17 protein-coding genes and 11 pseudogenes are annotated in these 16,172 nt (G+C 42.8%); 22 read left to right on the top strand and 6 right to left on the bottom strand.

The window, feature by feature from the left end; translation table 11 throughout:
• The 19 genes and pseudogenes from AACT18_RS15040 to AACT18_RS14960 form a co-directional block, all read left to right on the top strand.
• A pseudogene (locus tag AACT18_RS15040) lies at window positions 1–226 on the top strand (methyl-accepting chemotaxis protein); the annotation flags it as partial.
• A gap of 17 nt (window positions 227–243) precedes the next feature.
• Window positions 244–546 (top strand): annotated as a pseudogene (locus AACT18_RS15035) (response regulator); the annotation flags it as partial.
• Window positions 547–888: 342 nt separating this feature from the next.
• Window positions 889–2,535: an EAL domain-containing protein gene (locus AACT18_RS15030; protein WP_094125394.1), complete on the top strand. Its 1,647-nt coding sequence runs from the start codon at window positions 889–891 to the stop codon at window positions 2,533–2,535.
• Window positions 2,532–2,822, top strand: a complete 291-nt coding sequence (locus tag AACT18_RS15025; RefSeq protein ID WP_094125393.1) for a DUF2913 family protein — start codon at window positions 2,532–2,534, stop codon at window positions 2,820–2,822. The genes AACT18_RS15030 and AACT18_RS15025 overlap by 4 nt, the downstream gene beginning before the upstream one ends.
• Before the next feature lie 308 nt (window positions 2,823–3,130).
• A pseudogene (locus AACT18_RS18175) lies at window positions 3,131–3,219 on the top strand (methyl-accepting chemotaxis protein); the annotation flags it as partial.
• Window positions 3,220–3,273: 54 nt separating this feature from the next.
• On the top strand, window positions 3,274–3,600 hold the full coding sequence (locus AACT18_RS18170) for a hypothetical protein (RefSeq protein ID WP_237666706.1): 327 nt from the start codon (window positions 3,274–3,276) through the stop codon (window positions 3,598–3,600).
• A 15-nt stretch (window positions 3,601–3,615) separates the two neighbouring features.
• Window positions 3,616–4,074: an ASCH domain-containing protein gene (locus AACT18_RS15015; RefSeq protein WP_094125392.1), complete on the top strand. Its 459-nt coding sequence runs from the start codon at window positions 3,616–3,618 to the stop codon at window positions 4,072–4,074.
• An 82-nt stretch (window positions 4,075–4,156) separates the two neighbouring features.
• Complete coding sequence (locus AACT18_RS15010; RefSeq protein WP_094125391.1) at window positions 4,157–4,513, top strand: hypothetical protein; 357 nt, start codon at window positions 4,157–4,159, stop codon at window positions 4,511–4,513.
• Window positions 4,514–4,843: 330 nt separating this feature from the next.
• Entirely contained in the window at window positions 4,844–5,035 is a 192-nt protein-coding gene (locus AACT18_RS18165) for a hypothetical protein (protein ID WP_237666707.1), read from the top strand.
• Between the two features lie 117 nt (window positions 5,036–5,152).
• Window positions 5,153–5,463 (top strand): annotated as a pseudogene (locus AACT18_RS18160) (transposase); the annotation flags it as partial.
• Between the two features lie 157 nt (window positions 5,464–5,620).
• Window positions 5,621–6,124: an outer membrane beta-barrel protein gene (locus AACT18_RS15000; RefSeq protein WP_094143224.1), complete on the top strand. Its 504-nt coding sequence runs from the start codon at window positions 5,621–5,623 to the stop codon at window positions 6,122–6,124.
• 210 nt (window positions 6,125–6,334) lie between these two features.
• A complete protein-coding gene (locus tag AACT18_RS14995; protein WP_094143226.1) occupies window positions 6,335–6,958 on the top strand; it encodes a TetR/AcrR family transcriptional regulator in 624 nt (207 codons plus the stop codon).
• Window positions 6,959–6,960: 2 nt separating this feature from the next.
• Window positions 6,961–7,161 (top strand): hypothetical protein, encoded by a 201-nt coding sequence (locus AACT18_RS14990; protein WP_094143228.1) that lies wholly within the window; start codon window positions 6,961–6,963, stop codon window positions 7,159–7,161.
• Window positions 7,162–7,236: 75 nt separating this feature from the next.
• Window positions 7,237–7,836 carry a flavodoxin family protein gene (locus AACT18_RS14985; RefSeq protein ID WP_141138126.1) on the top strand — a complete coding sequence of 200 codons (600 nt, stop codon included), beginning with the start codon at window positions 7,237–7,239 and terminating at the stop codon, window positions 7,834–7,836.
• A 310-nt stretch (window positions 7,837–8,146) separates the two neighbouring features.
• On the top strand, window positions 8,147–8,806 hold the full coding sequence (locus AACT18_RS14980) for a hypothetical protein (RefSeq protein WP_094125788.1): 660 nt from the start codon (window positions 8,147–8,149) through the stop codon (window positions 8,804–8,806).
• A 29-nt stretch (window positions 8,807–8,835) separates the two neighbouring features.
• Window positions 8,836–8,976, top strand: a complete 141-nt coding sequence (locus AACT18_RS14975; RefSeq protein ID WP_161439626.1) for a hypothetical protein — start codon at window positions 8,836–8,838, stop codon at window positions 8,974–8,976.
• Between the two features lie 286 nt (window positions 8,977–9,262).
• Entirely contained in the window at window positions 9,263–10,321 is a 1,059-nt protein-coding gene (gene rsgA / locus AACT18_RS14970) for a ribosome small subunit-dependent GTPase A (RefSeq protein ID WP_094125789.1), read from the top strand.
• Window positions 10,322–10,465: 144 nt separating this feature from the next.
• Window positions 10,466–11,095 (top strand): GNAT family N-acetyltransferase, encoded by a 630-nt coding sequence (locus tag AACT18_RS14965; protein ID WP_217898005.1) that lies wholly within the window; start codon window positions 10,466–10,468, stop codon window positions 11,093–11,095.
• A 170-nt stretch (window positions 11,096–11,265) separates the two neighbouring features.
• Window positions 11,266–11,421, top strand: a pseudogene (locus AACT18_RS14960) (transposase); the annotation flags it as partial.
• 34 nt (window positions 11,422–11,455) lie between these two features.
• On the opposite strand, the pseudogene AACT18_RS14955 reads toward AACT18_RS14960, so the two are convergent.
• A pseudogene (locus AACT18_RS14955) lies at window positions 11,456–11,641 on the bottom strand (transposase domain-containing protein); the annotation flags it as partial.
• 46 nt (window positions 11,642–11,687) lie between these two features.
• Here AACT18_RS14955 and AACT18_RS14950 point away from each other — a divergent pair.
• Window positions 11,688–12,155: pseudogene (locus tag AACT18_RS14950) on the top strand (IS110 family transposase); the annotation flags it as partial.
• On the opposite strand, the pseudogene tnpC reads toward AACT18_RS14950, so the two are convergent.
• From tnpC to tnpA, 5 genes and pseudogenes are all read right to left on the bottom strand, one after another.
• Window positions 12,092–13,012: pseudogene (tnpC, locus tag AACT18_RS14945) on the bottom strand (IS66 family transposase); the annotation flags it as partial. The pseudogenes AACT18_RS14950 and tnpC sit on opposite strands and share 64 nt — an antisense overlap.
• A 10-nt stretch (window positions 13,013–13,022) precedes the next feature.
• Window positions 13,023–14,347 (bottom strand): annotated as a pseudogene (locus AACT18_RS14940) (IS4 family transposase).
• A gap of 93 nt (window positions 14,348–14,440) precedes the next feature.
• A pseudogene (locus AACT18_RS14935) lies at window positions 14,441–14,815 on the bottom strand (IS66 family transposase); the annotation flags it as partial.
• Window positions 14,816–14,873: 58 nt separating this feature from the next.
• Window positions 14,874–15,194, bottom strand: coding sequence for an IS66 family insertion sequence element accessory protein TnpB (tnpB, locus tag AACT18_RS14930; RefSeq protein ID WP_161439606.1), 321 nt, complete (start codon window positions 15,192–15,194; stop codon window positions 14,874–14,876).
• 29 nt (window positions 15,195–15,223) lie between these two features.
• Window positions 15,224–15,535, bottom strand: coding sequence for an IS66 family insertion sequence element accessory protein TnpA (gene tnpA, locus AACT18_RS14925; protein WP_094125751.1), 312 nt, complete (start codon window positions 15,533–15,535; stop codon window positions 15,224–15,226).
• 101 nt (window positions 15,536–15,636) lie between these two features.
• Here tnpA and AACT18_RS14920 point away from each other — a divergent pair.
• Window positions 15,637–15,841 (top strand): annotated as a pseudogene (locus tag AACT18_RS14920) (IS5/IS1182 family transposase); the annotation flags it as partial.
• Entirely contained in the window at window positions 15,841–16,056 is a 216-nt protein-coding gene (locus AACT18_RS14915; protein ID WP_254920010.1) for a PTS glucitol/sorbitol transporter subunit IIA, read from the top strand. The pseudogene AACT18_RS14920 and the gene AACT18_RS14915, both read left to right, overlap by 1 nt.
• The last annotated feature ends 116 nt before the right edge of the window (window positions 16,057–16,172 follow it).

Genomic DNA, 16,172 nt, shown 5'->3' with positions numbered 1-16,172 from the left:
GACATTAGCTGATTATGCACAACAGACCGATGACGCAAGCACCCAAATTTCTACTGCTGCGGAAGAGCAGTCAGCCGTGGCGGCAGATATTAGTCAGAACATGAATCAAATTAAAGATATTGTAGTGTCACTGAGTGTTGGCAGTGAAACGCTTGCAGAAGAGGCGGAAAAGATCCACACCTTGAATATTGGTTTAAGTGAAACAATTCGTCAGTTCAAGGTTTAACTGAGCTCTAGTAGGAGCGAGATGGCGCGAAGTTTGACATGATAATCAGTGATATTGAGATGCCCGGACTTGATGGTTATGAGTTGGTCTTTGCGCTGAACGACAATCCTAACACACGTGAGATATACACTATTTTGCATACCTCATTGTCAAGTGAAATAAGCCAAGACAGAGCGCGACAGGTTGGGGCAAATGATGCACTGTCGAAGTTCAACGCACAAGAGTTGATAGCGGCGATGTCGCGGGGCGCTGAGGCGGTTCTGGCGGGTATAGTCGATGAGCGTCATGAAAATTATTCAGGCGATAAGGTCAAGATATAACTTATTGAACTACCACCCAGAAATATACGCATAATGACTTTGTCAACGCCCTGTCATAGTCGGTGAGCAGTCACTTTAAATGGTTGCATAATGTGTGCTGTGTGTGCTTGTGTGCTTGTGTGTGGTTGTTTTGCTGTGGCTTTGTTCAAGGCGGTGTACGTTTGATTTATGATATTCTTAAATGCCATTAGGTGTTTGCCTATAAATACAAATAAACCGTTTTGGTTTACGAAAGTGTAACTATCGGTCAAGGATTTAGGTGTGCTGAGTCAGTCTCAAATGAGGAGGCTTCAGTGATCAAACTTGTAATAGGACGAGCAACAAGGATTGATTTGTAGCGCTATGATGAAAAACGTTTTTCCAACTTCTGTACTGCAATTGTTCAACACCACCAGCGAAGGTCTCTGGTTTATGACCCGTGATAATGTGGTGGCCTTTTATAACACACCGTTTTACGAGCAATTTAATATGCCTCTCGTAGGCTCGACCTTAGATGACTGGTTGGCCTTGGTGCATCCAGAAGACAGAGAGAAACTTCAAAATAAGGTGAATACTCACCAACAAGAAGCTTCCTCAGAACGTGTGAAAACCCGTTATCGTGTCAAAAATCGATTGGGACATTATCTGTGGATTGAGGCAGTTGGCACGTTAGTTGAGCAAGATGGTGACGTGTTGATGGTTGGCACGCATAAAAATGTTTCGGAGGAGGTGTTTCTCAATCAATACCTCTCACATATTGCAAGTCATGATAGTGAGACGGGCCTTTATAACCGACATCAATTTCTAAAAGATATGGTGAAGTTTGATGAGAATGGCTGGTTGTTCGTGTGCTGTTTCACTCAACTGCATGAAGCCCAACGGCGATTCGGGCAGGAAGCGACATCTCGTTTAATCTCTACGCTTGTTTCGGTGTTAGATGAAACTCTATCTTTGCGCTACGGGTTGTATCGCATCAGCGCCGATACCTTGGTGTTTACGGTAGAGCAACCTATGACGCCTAAGCGCACTATGACCCTAATGCAAGAGGTGGAAGCGTGTTTTCTCGAGCAGGAGGGTGCACGTGAAGTCACACTGACCACGCAACTCGGTTTGGGGGCGCTGTCTCGCTCGGACATGGAGTCGGCGCAATTACTACTCACGCAAGTGTTTAATTTGTCTGAGTACACTAGGTTAGTCGAGTCGCCTATCACCTATGCAGGTCCTTTACGCAAGAAAATTGTCCGTTATTTTCAAATAGAAGATGCGTTAGATACTGCGATAGCTCATCGACAGATAGACATCGCACTGCAACCAATAGTGGCTTCTACCACGGGAGATTTAGTGAGCTATGAAGCCCTGGCTCGTTGGACTCACCCTGTCTTAGGCGCGGTGTCTCCGGGGGAGTTTATCCCCACGGCAGAAAAGCTGGGTTACATACATGCGCTTGGAATGGTTGTACTGGAGAAAGCGTGCGAGTTTTTAAGTGAGTTTGACAAGGTGCACCAATCAAGACCTAGCGTCAATGTCAACGTGTCTGTTCAGCAATTACTAAAGCCCACCTTTATCGACGATGTGATGACGGTAGTTACAGAAAGTCAACTATCTCCGTCACGGGTGGTGCTCGAAATCACTGAGTCGTATTTGCTTGAAAATACCTACGTATTAATGACGACCCTTAAGGCGTTACACCGGCGTGGTTTTAAATTGTCCATTGATGATTTCGGTGCGGGAATGACCGCGATCACAGGGTTATTTAGTTTGCCGCTCTATCAGGTTAAACTCGATAGGGCGCTGGTCATAGAAGCCATGCGACTATCGGCTTGTTTAAAGCTCGTGTCGTATTTATGCGATTATGGTCGAAGCCATGGTATTACGATAGTGGCCGAAGGGGTGGAAACCACAGAAATGTTTGATCGTCTGACATCGATTGGTGTGCCATATCTTCAAGGATTTTGCTTGTATCGTCCTTGTGCACCTGACGTATGGCTAACCAGCGGAGTTGTTACATGAGTCGCCAATTTTTATCCAGTGAAAAAGCTCTTTATGACTTGGTTTGTCATAGTTTGTTGGCATTGCTGATGTCGGCGTCGCTCACTCAAGGGCGAGTGACTGAAGCTCAGCGGCGCAATGTATTGGTGAAGTTCTATAAACGAGCGCTGGCCAATCCGAATTACAAAACGGTACGCCAAGATATACGGGGGCTGCTTGCTGCGAGCCGAAATGAGCGGATGAATGTGTATGCCATACTTAAGCAACTCAATGAGGATGCCTTTAAAATTGACTCTAACAAGTTATAACTGAAACACAGAGCATGGCGCATCGGGCGGCTCAAGTTGACGCATTGGCGGCAGGTCAACGTGAAGAAACGGAGCAAGTGGCGACCGCCATGACGGAAATGACCACGACAGCGACAGAAGAAATCTCGAGTAATGCGAGTCAAGCGGCGAAGCAAGCGGATTACAACGCCAAACAAGCACAATCTATTGTGGATACCGCGGTCGAATTGGTGGAGGTATTAGCCAAAGAAGTGTCACACGCCAGTGGAGTTATCACACGACTGGAAGGCGATGTACAAAATATTTCGGCAGCACTTGGTGTGATACAAGATATTAAACCAACTTGTTGGCCTTAAACGCCGCGATTGAGGCGGCGAGAGCCGGAGAGCAAGGTCGAGGGTTTGCCGTGGTGGCGGATTAAGTCAGAAAGCTGGCCAGTCGCACACAAGGAAGTACCGGTGACATTCATCAAATGATAGAGCAGTTAAAAGCGGCATCCGATGACGCGGTCAGCGCGATGTCATCAAGTCAGACGCGAGGCGAAGCTACTGTCAGTGAAGCGAAGGCGCTGATAGAAATACAAAGCTTCATTGGTACCATCATGGATATGAACACGCTTATAGCAACGGCCACAGAAGAGCAAAGTCTGGTCGGACAGGAGATATCGCAACGAGTCGTAGTGATTTCAGAGCAGAGTTTGCAGTCGGCTGAGCTGGCAAATGACAACCGGTCGGGAAGTGAGACCTTAACGGGACGCGCCACCGAGCTTTACAATTTGGTGAGTCGTTTCAAGGTGTAGAGTCTTTAGTTTGAAATGATAACAAAGGAAATCATTATGAATGAGGTTGTAATAGAGGGGACTCCTGTAAATCTGAGCACTCTCGAAAGGCGTCAATTCTGTAACAATCAGTTAGACAGTGACCGATGTGCAGAGCTGATTAAAATGGGCGAAAAGAGGGCGACTTCGAGCCTGTATGACGCTTACCTTATAGAAGGTGAGGCTCTTCCCGAAAAAGGTACATTGTACGTTGTCGTAAACTGGTGCGGGGAAGAACAATGTATTATCAGGGTTACTGATGTGTATCTACTGCCTTTCAATGAGGTCAATGAAGAGCATGCCCAAATGGAAGGGGAAGGTAACTGGACACTCGCATACTGGCGCAATACCCATAAAGCCGCTTTTCGAATGGATTGCTTGGATTATGGTCTCGAATTTAACGAGGGCATGCCAGTGGTGTTTGAAGTGTTCGAGGTAGTCCATAAGTTTGCTTGAAAGACCAAGAATAGTTTCAGGTCAACCGCCTAACTTGCAGGGACTTTTATTGAAAGTGATAGGCAGAAAGGGTGTAAGGTAAATGTTGCAGAAGTACACTTGCAAACTATGTACGGTTGAAGTTTCGTTTGAGGAGCGGAATGTCACGCCATTTCATGTTGAACATGGCGTATGTGAAATGTGCATGGGGGATATTTATGTCTTTCTGCAGTCATCGCACCTGCTTAGAAATGAGGAGCTCAGCCTTAAAGTGAATTTGCGCAAAATGCGGAATATTTTGCAACGGGTCGATAGTCCAAAATACATCGACCAGACGCTAGAGCGTGTACGCACAGAGGTGTTTGCCATAGAGCGCCAGTTGGAAGGCTTTATCCAGGATTACCCATCAGTCTCGGAAGCACTTTCAGAGTACCACAGTCTTATTCGTGTCTATCGTTAAGTGCAATAGGGATGGGTAATTTTGGTCGAAGTGATATTCAAACATTATGGCTATTCAGGTTCGTTAACGGCCAGCGAGCCTTCGAATATAAGCAAGATACAAGAATGCATAACGCTGGCCAATCGGGAAGCCTTGTTGATGCTTATTTTGTCCTTTCTAATTAACCTTGAAGCGCATCGAACTTCTGAATTTAACACTGCAATGGCGGCAATACAGATAGCAGAGTTATATAAAGTCAGTGAGGTGTTGTTTGTTTAAAAGAGACTGTCCTGATTTCTGTGTAATTGTCTAAGCTTAAGCTTTAAAGGCTAGGCATAGACATTATGGATTATGAAAGTACTAGAAGCCTTCGATCGTGAAGCCGCTAAGTCAATCAAGGCAGAGTCCAAGCTTGATGACTTCCGAAAAATGTTAACCAACGTGATCGTTGAAACAGCACTCAATGCTGAACTTGATGAGCACCTTGGTTATGAAAGCACTCTGTCAAAACCAGCACCAGATCTCGTAAGAGCCACTCATTGACGTCGATCATAACTGATGATGGTGACGAATTGATGTATCTCGTGACCGAGAGAGTAGTTTTGAACTCCAGATAATTCATAAGTATCAGATCCGATTCCAGCCCATGGGTAACATGATCTCTTAGGCCTGTACGCTAAAGGGATGACAACCCGAGAAATTGTTGCCATGTTCAAGGAAATGTACGATGCCAATCTTTTTCCTACGCCGATATCTAAAGTGACTGATGCCATTCTGGAGCAGATCATCGAAGGCAGTCTCGCCCTCTGGATGAAGTGTACCCCATTATTTATCTAGACTGTATCGTCATCAAAATCTGACAAGATAAGTCGGTGATCAACAAATCCGCTTATCTTGCTCTCGGCGTCAATATGGAAGGCCAGAAAGAACTGCTCGGTATATGGCTATCTGAAAACGAGGAGGCTAAGTTCTGACTCAATGTAACTACTGGCTACAAAATCGCGGCGAGAAAGGGACATTTTGGCTATGAAGGTTTCAAGATTGACTTCTAATGCCTAGTATGTGATTATCACAACTAGACCGACGGTCGGTCTGGTTGTGATAATGTATAAAACAAGAGGATTGAATATGTATCGATTATTATTTTTAGTGTTTGGGTTACCAATGGTTGTTCCACACGCCTTTGCATCCGTTCTTTACGGTCAACTAGATTCAGGAATAGCGCAGTATAAGGACGCAAATGATGTCTCTGTAACTTATGGCGGTAAACTGGGGGCTCTTGTATATGACAGTGCAAATATTCAGCTATTTATCGAAGGAGGGTATAAAGACCTTGGTAAGATGGATACCGATGACTTGGGTACAAACAATATCTCTGTCGAAAGCTATAGTTTAGGATTAAAAGTCAGTATGCTTGATATTGGTCCAGTTGAAATATTTGGATCTTTAGGCGGACACTACTGGGAGTCTAAATCTAGTTTACTCAATGACGATGACTCAGACATTTACTGGGGTGTTAGCATCGAAGCCCCTGTAACTGATTCTATCGATATTGGCGTAGGTTATAATAATTTCACCATGTCAAGTGACTCAATATCTCAACTTGAACTAAAAGCTCTCTACAAATTTTAGGTGCTGAGTACAGACGAAAGATTGTGGGTCAGTCATATCATCTTCTTTAAAGCACAAATGTGCTCAAGTTGATAATCTAAACAGTACTCTAATGCTGGATTATTAGTTATATTTGAGTGATGTCACAGATGTATTGAGTATACTTTACATGCAAAGACGATAATCAACCTAAAGTACATTATTAGGAAATTGTAGGATAATTGAGAACTTATGACTGGCACTCAAAATCGACTTACTGGAAGAAAGCTTGAGATCATTGAAGTTTCAAAGAAACTTTTCTTGAGTAAAGGGTATGATTCTACATCAATAGCAATGATCTTGACGGAACTTGGAATCGCAAAAGGCACACTCTACCATCACTTCCAGTCTAAGGATGATATTCTCTTGGCTGTTATTACAGATACTATTGATAAGGAGAAAGAAAAAACACTGAAGCTCGTTGACACTATAGAATTTAACAGGTTAAACCCACTGCAGAAACTGCTTGCCTTGATAAGAAATGCAGATATATCAACAGAAAATGCTGAATTGATTAGTGCGTTACATGTCCAAGATAACGCCAATATGCAAGCGAAAATGCTAGGGAACTACATCGAGAAATTTGCCCCAATATACTCAAGTATTATTGAGGAAGGTAACGAGGTTGGATTGTTTAATACATGTTTCCCTTTGGAAAGTGCGGAGCTCATAATTGGTGGGTTCCAGTTTCTAACGGATTTAGGCTTTTATGATTGGGATGAGAACTCTATTGTCAGACGGAGTAAAGCAATGTTCAGTATCATAGAAAATGTCTTAGGTGCACAAAAAGGGGCATTACTTGAGGAAGTAGGTTGAGTATGAGTATTTTGAAAGCTATATATAGATTTTTTGAAGTCTATCGATTGAAAAAAAATAGGCTGAGACATTTTGATGATAATGAATTACTGAAAATTTACACATCAAACCCAGATTCTTTTAGCGCAGGAGTTGCCGACAAACTGTTGAAAGAAAGAGGATGGAGCCATGAGAAGATCAGAAATTACAAAAAGAGATATTAAATTAAGACTAATCTTCTCAGCAGAAGAGTATAGTGATTATTGTACTCGTATTTCAACGTGATCAGTTTTCTTAAGATGGCTAAAAAATTAGTGATAATAAATGGTTCTTACCGGAATAAAAAAACGTGTGATAGCGTTGGTAAACATGTAAAAACTCAGGTCGTTTTAGATGAAAAAGATGTACATGTGCATGAAATTGTGCTCAGAAAATTAAACATAAAATACTGTACCAACTGTAAAGTCTGCATGCATAAGAAAAATAACTTTGTGTCATCATGTCCTATATTTGATGATATGAGGTATGTTATTGATATCATCGAGTCAGCAGACGCACTTATATTAATAAGTCCGACAATAGGGGGGAGTGCCACCGCAGTGTTTAAAACTTTTTTGGAGCGCCTCGCTTTTTATCACTACTGGCCTCAAGGTGACAAAGCGCCAAAGTTACTAGCCAAGCGCCCTATTGAGAAATCCTTGTGTATCGCTACATCAGCGGCACCAAGCATACTCTCTGTTTTTTTCGATACACACCGCCAACTTTCAAGAGCAGCTAAAGTTTTAGGGTGTAGAAAGATTCGTAAAGTAACTATAGGCTCTTGCTACGATGACAGAAAAGCTGGAATTGCTGTTATAGATAGAAGACTATGTAGCGCCATTAATTGGTTACTAACTTAGTTATGTTTGGGGTACTAGCGAACCAACTGATAGAACCTTGTTTAACTGGTAAGAAAATAAAAAGATAATCAGAGCTCTTGGGAACAGTAAGCGTTTTGAAAGTAACTCAATCATAGTGAGGTGATTCCTCTTTATTAAGAAGGGTCAGTTACGGTGTTTTCAAGCTTCTGGAAATAATGAACGGCAAACAACTCAATGAACTCAGTAGGGTAGACATTGTTGTTACTTCTTAGGGAAGGAAGCGGATGCTCGCCAGAGGTCGAGTTGCTAAATGTATTGATCAAGAAAAATCAAAAGGAACATACTCAAAATGGATGTAACAGATGCAGTAGGCAGTCATATTACAACAAAGCTAGGAGATCTTGAAATTACTCAGTTTCTCGGAAAAGGAAAATCTGGCTACTCATATCTAGCTCTATGTGGAAAAGAACAATATGTTGTGAAGTTAATGCATTATGAACAATGTCCTTATTATTCCTTTGGAGATGCAAATAAGATTGAACTCGAAGTTAACGCATATAGAGCGTTAAAGCGTTCAGGTATTCGAGTCCCCAAACTACTAGACATAAACGTTAAGGATAATTACCTCGTTAAAGAGTTCATAGATGGTAGCTTAGTTACAGACCTAGTGATTCAAGATGCTCTCCCTGATACTTGCATAGCTCAAGTGTGTTACATGTCAACATTGCTCAAGACATTTGGGTTAAATATTGACTATTTCCCTGATAATTTTGTATTGAACAACGACACACTTTACTACGTAGATTATGAAATTAACTCGTATGACGAGAGTTGGGATCTTGCCAACTGGGGATTGTACTATTGGGCAAACTCCAAAGGAATGAAAATGTATAGGAAAACCCAAAACCCTAAATATATTAATGAGTCACCTAACTCCGGCGTACCCATCAAGCAACCATTTAAAGATAAGGTGGATTTTTGGCTTATAGAATATACTTTGGAGGTATGATTTTTTTAGTATCAAGGTGGTTAATGTAGATGTCTATCAGTACGAACAGTACGAATTCTGAGGACACCTCAGGGACAGGTACTTCAAATCGCGGTGATATCGAAATTAAGCTCTACGATACCACCGCGATTAATGTCCAAGTCGCGGTTACGCAGGCAATAAACGTGTAACAACAAACTTGACAACAGTCCGCATTAGTGCGATTTTTGGGGTGTTTAGTAACCAACATAAGAGAGGGATAAGATGATTGTAACTAATAGCCGCCCGGCAAAAGAAGGTGTTGAAGCTTAATTTAATCACACGTAGCTCTGTGACTTAACTAGTACATACCCTTCTATTTGCCCGGTAATTTCAAACCGGGGTCCCGTTAATGCTTTGCTGCATTAGCACTGCATATATTTCAGTCAGTACCCGACCTCATATTCTGTTTATGCTGTTTTTGCAGTAGGTACTATCATGAATTCTATTTTTACTCATCCAATCACACTGACACAACTTGGATGGCAGGCTTACTTTACGCAACAACTAACATTAGACGATTACGATAATTGCACTGTGGGTCGCGTAGTTGCCCAGCATAAAAGTGGCTATATCGTCACGACTAAAGTACAGACGTTTCATCTTGATGTTCATATCCAACAGCCCTCCATGACAGTTGGCGATTGGCTGTTGCTAAGCAATGAAACACTTCGATTTGAACGTTTGCTTGAGCGAAAGTCATTATTTAGACGTAAAGCCCCAGGACCAAAAGTAAAAGAGCAGTTGATCGCCGCGAATGTCGATACCTTGTTTATCGTCTGTTCGCTTAACCACGACTTCAACTTAAGCCGCATTGAGCGCTATCTTGCTTTGGCAAAAGATGCCAAAGTGGAACCAGTAGTGGTGCTGACCAAAGCCGACCTTTGTGACGATGTCGAGGAAAAACGCACTCAGGTACAAAAACTCGATGATTTGCTTATCATTGAAGTTGTGAATGCGCTTGAAGCTGACACGCTGCAAGGGCTACGCAGTTGGTGCAACACCGGACAAACTGTCGTCTTTATGGGCTCATCTGGCGTGGGGAAATCAACCTTGATCAACACCTTGACAGGCGATCAGGCTATGAAAACTAGCAGCATACGTGAAGACGATAGCAAAGGACGCCATACAACGACTTATCGTATGTTGTTACCGCTCTTTGAAGGTGCTCTACTGATGGATACCCCGGGAATGCGCGAGTTGCAGCTGACGAGCTGTGAAGAAGGTGTGACAGAAACCTTTTCTGATATTGATTCGCTAGTACCACAATGCCGATTTTCCGATTGTCAGCATCAATCAGAGCCAGGTTGCGCAGTGCGCGCCGCGATTGAAACTGAGCAAATTGATCAAAGGCGACTGGATAACTACAACAAACTGCTCCGAGAGCAAGCCAGAAACGGCGCGACCCTAGCAGAAAGGCGTAGCACTGATAAGCAATTTGGCAAGATGTGTAAAACGATCATCTCCTCTAAAACACGCGCAAGAAATGGCTTTTAATAATCAAGCAAGTAGTTACAACTATCTTGAAAAGCGCCTCACCATAGGTTACTCAAGTATGACACGTTCACAGCATACCGTGAGTGCTTTCGGAAAAAATGTAACTAGACAGAAGTAGGATGCACCAGCTATATGAATATACGATTGGAAACAAAAGACGATTATACCCAAGTTGAAGAGCTAACAAGAGAAGCCTTTTGGAATTTATATTTTCCAGGATGTAATGATCACTATTTGTGTCACATACTACGTGAGCACAAAGATTTTATTAAAGAACTTACTTATGTAGTAGAACTTGAAGGTAAAATAGTTGCTTCAATTATGTATACACACTCTTATTTAATTAATAATAATGAAGAAATAATCCAAACGGTATCTTTTGGTCCTCTATGTGTTCATCCAAATTATCAACGAAAAGGTATTGGCACGGCATTAGTTGAAAAGACAAAATTATTAGCGATAAAGATGGGAGTACCAGCAATTACTATTTACGGAGATCCACGCAATTATTGTAAACATGGATTTAAAAACGGAATTGACTATCAAGTAAGCAATATGGATGGTGAATATCCATTAGGATTACTCGTTCTTGAACTTCAGCCCGGATTCTTTGGAGATAAAAATTGGAAAGTTCAGCAAAGTGATATATTTAATTTTGATCAAGGTGAGGTGAATGAATTTGATAAAAAATTTCAAGAAAAGGAAAAGAAATATCAACATACCCAAGAACTATTTAAAATGTTGATAAGATCTTACTTAAGAAATAACAACTAACATATATTCATCGACTGGATATTAGGTATTGAAGTTTTCATAAACTCCGCCTAATGTCCATTCTTTCTTATATGTTCTCTGCTGAGGCTTAGAACCTATCCCAATAGGTGTTGTCTGAGTTAAATTAATGACTATTGATAACAATGTAAATTAGTTAAACACAATACCTAATATCTGATGCCCTCTGGGAAAAAATTGAGCTACTACTTCTTATCCATAAGACTCACCATCCTCTTGGTACGCATCGAAAAAGAGTTGATAACCGTGATGCGATGAACGGCATTCTTTTTGTTCTCAGAACTGGTTGTCAGTGGAATGCGCTTAATGGTAAGCACCCCATAAACCCACGGGGCGATATTACTAATGTTTGAAGTTCCAAGGTAGGAGCGCATCAATATCAGGCTCAGATTTCGCTAACTCTTGCATGCACTTGACCATGTAGTCGTAGAGGATGAGTCCATTGGCTTTCGCGGTCTCGACGATACTGTAAAGCATCGCGCTCGCTTCAGCCCCATTAGGGTTAGTTGAGAAGAGATGGTATGACCTTATATACTTAGACTCACCTACTGGTGCGTTTTTGGAGGTCATCAATATGGAATCCGTCAACTATTCTGCTTATATTGGGCTTGATGTACACAAGGATACAATTGCTGTTGCGATTGCAAGTCCAGAGCGGCAGGGAGAAGTTCGATTTTATGGGAATATTTCTTCAGCACAAGATGCCGTTATTCGTCTAATGAAGAAGCTCATCAAGCTTCACGGTACGATCCTTGTCTGCTACGAAGCGGGCCCAACAGGCTATGGTCTATATCGATTGCTACTTAGCATGAACATAGAGTGTACAGTTGTGGCTCCTTCTAGAATACCTAAGATATCAACCAACAAGATCAAAAATGATCATCGCGATGCCGTCGCTTTAGCGAGGTTGTTGAGAGCGGGTGAGTTAGTTGATGTCTGGGTACCTGACCTGACACATGAAGCTATGCGAGATCTTGTGAGAGAATTTTTTCTGCCAATGACCAGCGGTTTTATTGCGCGTTCAGCACGATTATTATCTATCGATAAATGACCGTCATCGATATAGCGGATGAGTTTCGGCCATTGGCCGAGCGTGTATTTTATCGCCTTGCCCAGCGGGCTAGACTCTATTGCTTGTTGAGTCGTCATCCACTCTTGCAACTCATCCAATATCGGCTTGGCATGCCGTTGACGTTCTGCTTTGCCTGACTTACCTTGAAGCTTTCTAGCATCCATGAACTTACGTCGTGCATGCGCTAAGCAGCCAACATTAGTGACTTGGTGAAGACCGTCATAGGCACCATAGCCATCGGTTTGTAGATAACCACTATAGTCACCCAAGAAGGCAAGAGGGCATGCCCTCGCGCGACTGTTTTGATAGTCGTACAAGGCGATATTTTTCACATTGGGCAGTGCGGCACCTGGCGAGTCTGCGCCTGAGCAGTAGAGCCACATATAACATTGTTTATCTTCCTTGAGGACATTGAGTGGTGTTTCATCCGCTTGGACTACCACTTGCTTAAGTAAGTGCTCTTTTAGGGCGGCATAGAGTGGTTCGAATTTCTCACTAACTTGGATAACCCACCTTGCCATGGTGGTTCGTGATAGTTCGATACCCGATTGGGTAAACAGCGACTCTTGGCGATACAGTGGCATCGCGTATTGGTATTTGCCAAGGATGATGTTGGCAAGCAAGCTTTCTGTCGCGAAGCTCTTAGGGATAATGCTTTGCGGCGCTGGTTTTTGAACGATGCGGCTTTCGTCTTTAGTTTGCTCGCACTGACGGCAAGCATACTTAGGACGAACATATTCCAGCACTTTGAGCACGGCTGGTGAGAACTCAAGTTTCTCACTGCGGTCTTCACCGATTTTATGAAGTTCATGATTACAGCATGAACACTAATGCCGTTCACTTAAGGTGAGCGGCATTGTATTTTCTAGGATATCGGCTTGGCTTTTTCTTCACGACTCTAGGGACGGATCTTTCTCGCCTTGGCTCAAGTATTAAGCTCCCACTCATTGCATAGAAGTTTTGGAGTTGCCTCGGTATGGCTCCCGGTGACGAGTAGGGAAGCCCCACTATTAGGCGCATGATGTGGGCTAACGCTCCATTGAAGCTAAGTTGGTTGGCAAGTAGTCTCCATTCAACGTATTACACATCTGTACCATTTGATATCTGACTAAGTTGTATGTCATTAGTATTCCCCAGAGCTCTTGTCTCACGAGTTCTGGGAGTCGGCTTCGCAGTGTAAGGCGGTTACCAAGCATGTATTGTTTTTGCTCTCGGTACCCCAGTTCAATTTCCCAACGGTATTCATATAAACCGGCTATATCTGATTTGGGATAAAGCATAGGGTCAACCATTGAGGTGAGAACATCGTATTGCTTACCCTCTTTGACTCTCGTGATTAAACGTACCACAACCTCTTCTTCTAGCTCTGGCCATTTCTTACGCGCTTGCGGATTACTCTTCAGTTTTATCAGTTTATCTTGTCGGCCAAAAGACTGAACGACTTCATAAATCAGCCCTTTTTTCATCGGGATAAGCCAATGGCGATTGATGCCGTGCGAACGCCATGCTTGAAGTAAACCTAGGGAGTAAAAGCCTTTGTCGAAGAGCGTTAAGCTGTTATCGGGGGTCGTTTCGATAAGCTGCTCTGCCAGCTTCATTTCATTGACGGTATAACAGTCAAAAGCACTGCCTGTGATTAAATGACTGCTCAGCTCCATCTGACAGACCATGCGCACCTGTGTGTACTGTGTTTCTTTACCATCACGATTGGTAGGCTTGGCAAACGCTTCAGCATTGTCTTTCGAGTCTTCTGTTCGCCATAAAACCCCATCAACACCCAGTAACGTAAGTCCGTTCCAGTTTGGTCAGTTAGCCTGTTTGAACCAATGACTTTGCGTACACTCAAAAAGCGCTTTAGCCGCTGATTCACCAAGATTTTTTCTTCGCTGTGTTAATGCACTTGGAGCAACAAATGGCTTACCTGTGCGGTCAACAATATCGAGCATATTGACAATGTCAGCCATGGATTTATCGTTATAGATAGCCATGCCAACCAGTAACCATGCCATCGACTCTAAAGTGAGCTTTCGTTTTCTTAGAGTAACGGTATCAGTAAGCTCATAAGCACTATTGATGAGCTCAATGGGTAAGAGGTCTGCGAGTGTTTCAACTTGATTGGGTTTATAACTGTTGATGATATCGAGGGCTTGAGAAACGTGCATAAAAAAATCCGATAAACAAGGTCTATCGGATTTTTACATAAAGATAGGATCATTCAACTGATCTGCCGATTAAAGTCTTAACTGATCGGCATTACAGCATGAACACTGCTTTTTATGGTCGTCTAAGTCGAGTTCGATAACTTCACGAGGCAAGGTCTGCGGAAGTGGCTTGCGTTTACCCCGTTTTTTCGTTGTGGTAGTCGTCGTGACTTCAACTTCTTCTTCCTTAGCGGCTTCACATTCCGCTTCGTTGAAGAGATCACCTTGGGATTCATCGTAAGGCTTTAATGCCTCCGAGCGTCTAGCGAACTGACGGCCGAAGGCAAGCTTGAGCTGTTCAAGTAGCGACTGGCGCTCTTGTTTCCACTCAGATTCTTTCTGTTTTTGCGACGCCATCAGAGCTTTCACCATCTCTTGTAGCTCGGCAACATCTTGGCTTTCTGGGTTGATATTTGGCGTCTTTTTCATGGCATTTATTATACTAAAATCATGCCGTTAATACTTGGTGGATAGGCTTTATTATCGTTTAAGTCATTGTAAAATTGTTTATTTTAATGGGTTTATGGCCGATAATCGAGAAGCCAGAAAGCAGTCTATCAAGCTCGAATTGAGTCAGGGTAAACACCTCATTTTTCTCTTTTATAGGCCACTTGTACTTAGCTTTTTCAAGGCGTTTATACCAGAGAGCGAAGCCTGTTTTATCCCAGTACAACACTTTAATTTTGTCGCGCTGTTTGTTAGTGAAGAGGAACAGTGCGCCATTTCCTAAAGGTAAGTCGGTGTCATTTTCGATAATCGCAGCAAGACCGTTGATAGACTTTCTAAAATCGACGCTTTCACGATACAAGTAAATCTCTGGAGCGCTGAGCATGCGTTTTATAATAGAGCACCGATGAGTTCTGCCAGATAGATCGCTGGCGTGCCTTGAGGAATGCTCAACTCAACATCATTGACGAGCAGCGTCATGTTAGCAGTTGCACTCTGAGCTTGATACTTCGTCGTCTTTTCGACTACTTCAGCTCGAACAAAGCCTAGAGATACGTCAGTTTTGTTGAGTTGCTGGCGCTTGGCATAGAACGTTGAGGGATTGAGTTCATTGAGCTTACAAAACGCGAGTGTCGATAGTGAACTCGATTCAGATTGTTCGATAAGCATTTGCCATTCTTGATTGGTGCGTCGTTTTCCCATTTCAAACCTCCTTATGGTTGGAGACTTGATCTTATTATTCGTGTTAGGTGATTAGAATGCGCGGTTTATGACGCGCTTACGCTTAATGCGACTGGTATTGATTCCAAGAGTGGCGAGATGCAGGTTGTATTTGAGCGATTTTGGCAAAATGGTATTGTTGATTGGCGTTCCATATCAATGGATGGCTGCCAAACTAAAGCTCCTTTATCTGGCTCAAAAAAACAGGCAGGAGCCCAACAGGCAGAGCAAAACAAGGCGTAAACGCAGTTTGTTGACGGATCAAATGGATTGCCACTTGCCGTTGTATGGATTTGATTGACCACAACACCACTTTATTAATTGGGGATCTCGGTTTTGTTGTGACGGCAGTCGACAGTGTGGCGAACCAAAATCTTGCGGAGCTTGGGCATGTAACACTTAAATTTGACGGTCAACGAACCCCAGAATTGCCGGGTACCATCCATTTGATCGGTCCTAAATTAGAAGTGCTTCAACATGGTGATGTGCTGATGTTTGGTTAAAATGGTGGAATGTGGCTTGATTGTGATTAGGCATATCTAAGAAAAAAGGCTCCTGTTTTAAAAGGAGCCAAATAGCTGGTGTTAGCTATGGAGAAAAGATTGTTAAGTACCATGAT

This window comes from Vibrio sp. V04_P4A5T148, assembly GCF_963875605.1.
Classification (GTDB): Bacteria; Pseudomonadota; Gammaproteobacteria; order Enterobacterales; family Vibrionaceae; genus Vibrio; species Vibrio anguillarum.
The sequence above is the reverse complement of the archived record's forward strand: the minus strand, read 5'-3'. Positions and strand labels throughout refer to the sequence as shown.

Bases quoted from the DNA above. Each gene is read 5' to 3' on its own strand.
- AACT18_RS15030 (WP_094125394.1), top strand. From the start codon at position 889: ATGATGAAAAACGTTTTTCCAACTTCTGTACTGCAATTGTTCAACACC.
- AACT18_RS15025 (WP_094125393.1), top strand. From the start codon at position 2,532: ATGAGTCGCCAATTTTTATCCAGTGAAAAAGCTCTTTATGACTTGGTT.
- AACT18_RS18170 (WP_237666706.1), top strand. From the start codon at position 3,274: ATGATAGAGCAGTTAAAAGCGGCATCCGATGACGCGGTCAGCGCGATG.
- AACT18_RS15015 (WP_094125392.1), top strand. From the start codon at position 3,616: ATGATAACAAAGGAAATCATTATGAATGAGGTTGTAATAGAGGGGACT.
- AACT18_RS15010 (WP_094125391.1), top strand. From the start codon at position 4,157: ATGTTGCAGAAGTACACTTGCAAACTATGTACGGTTGAAGTTTCGTTT.
- AACT18_RS18165 (WP_237666707.1), top strand. From the start codon at position 4,844: ATGAAAGTACTAGAAGCCTTCGATCGTGAAGCCGCTAAGTCAATCAAG.
- AACT18_RS15000 (WP_094143224.1), top strand. From the start codon at position 5,621: ATGTATCGATTATTATTTTTAGTGTTTGGGTTACCAATGGTTGTTCCA.
- AACT18_RS14995 (WP_094143226.1), top strand. From the start codon at position 6,335: ATGACTGGCACTCAAAATCGACTTACTGGAAGAAAGCTTGAGATCATT.
- AACT18_RS14990 (WP_094143228.1), top strand. From the start codon at position 6,961: ATGAGTATTTTGAAAGCTATATATAGATTTTTTGAAGTCTATCGATTG.
- AACT18_RS14985 (WP_141138126.1), top strand. From the start codon at position 7,237: ATGGCTAAAAAATTAGTGATAATAAATGGTTCTTACCGGAATAAAAAA.
- AACT18_RS14980 (WP_094125788.1), top strand. From the start codon at position 8,147: ATGGATGTAACAGATGCAGTAGGCAGTCATATTACAACAAAGCTAGGA.
- AACT18_RS14975 (WP_161439626.1), top strand. From the start codon at position 8,836: ATGTCTATCAGTACGAACAGTACGAATTCTGAGGACACCTCAGGGACA.
- rsgA (WP_094125789.1), top strand. From the start codon at position 9,263: ATGAATTCTATTTTTACTCATCCAATCACACTGACACAACTTGGATGG.
- tnpA (WP_094125751.1), bottom strand. From the start codon at position 15,535: ATGGGAAAACGACGCACCAATCAAGAATGGCAAATGCTTATCGAACAA.
- AACT18_RS14915 (WP_254920010.1), top strand. From the start codon at position 15,841: ATGGATTTGATTGACCACAACACCACTTTATTAATTGGGGATCTCGGT.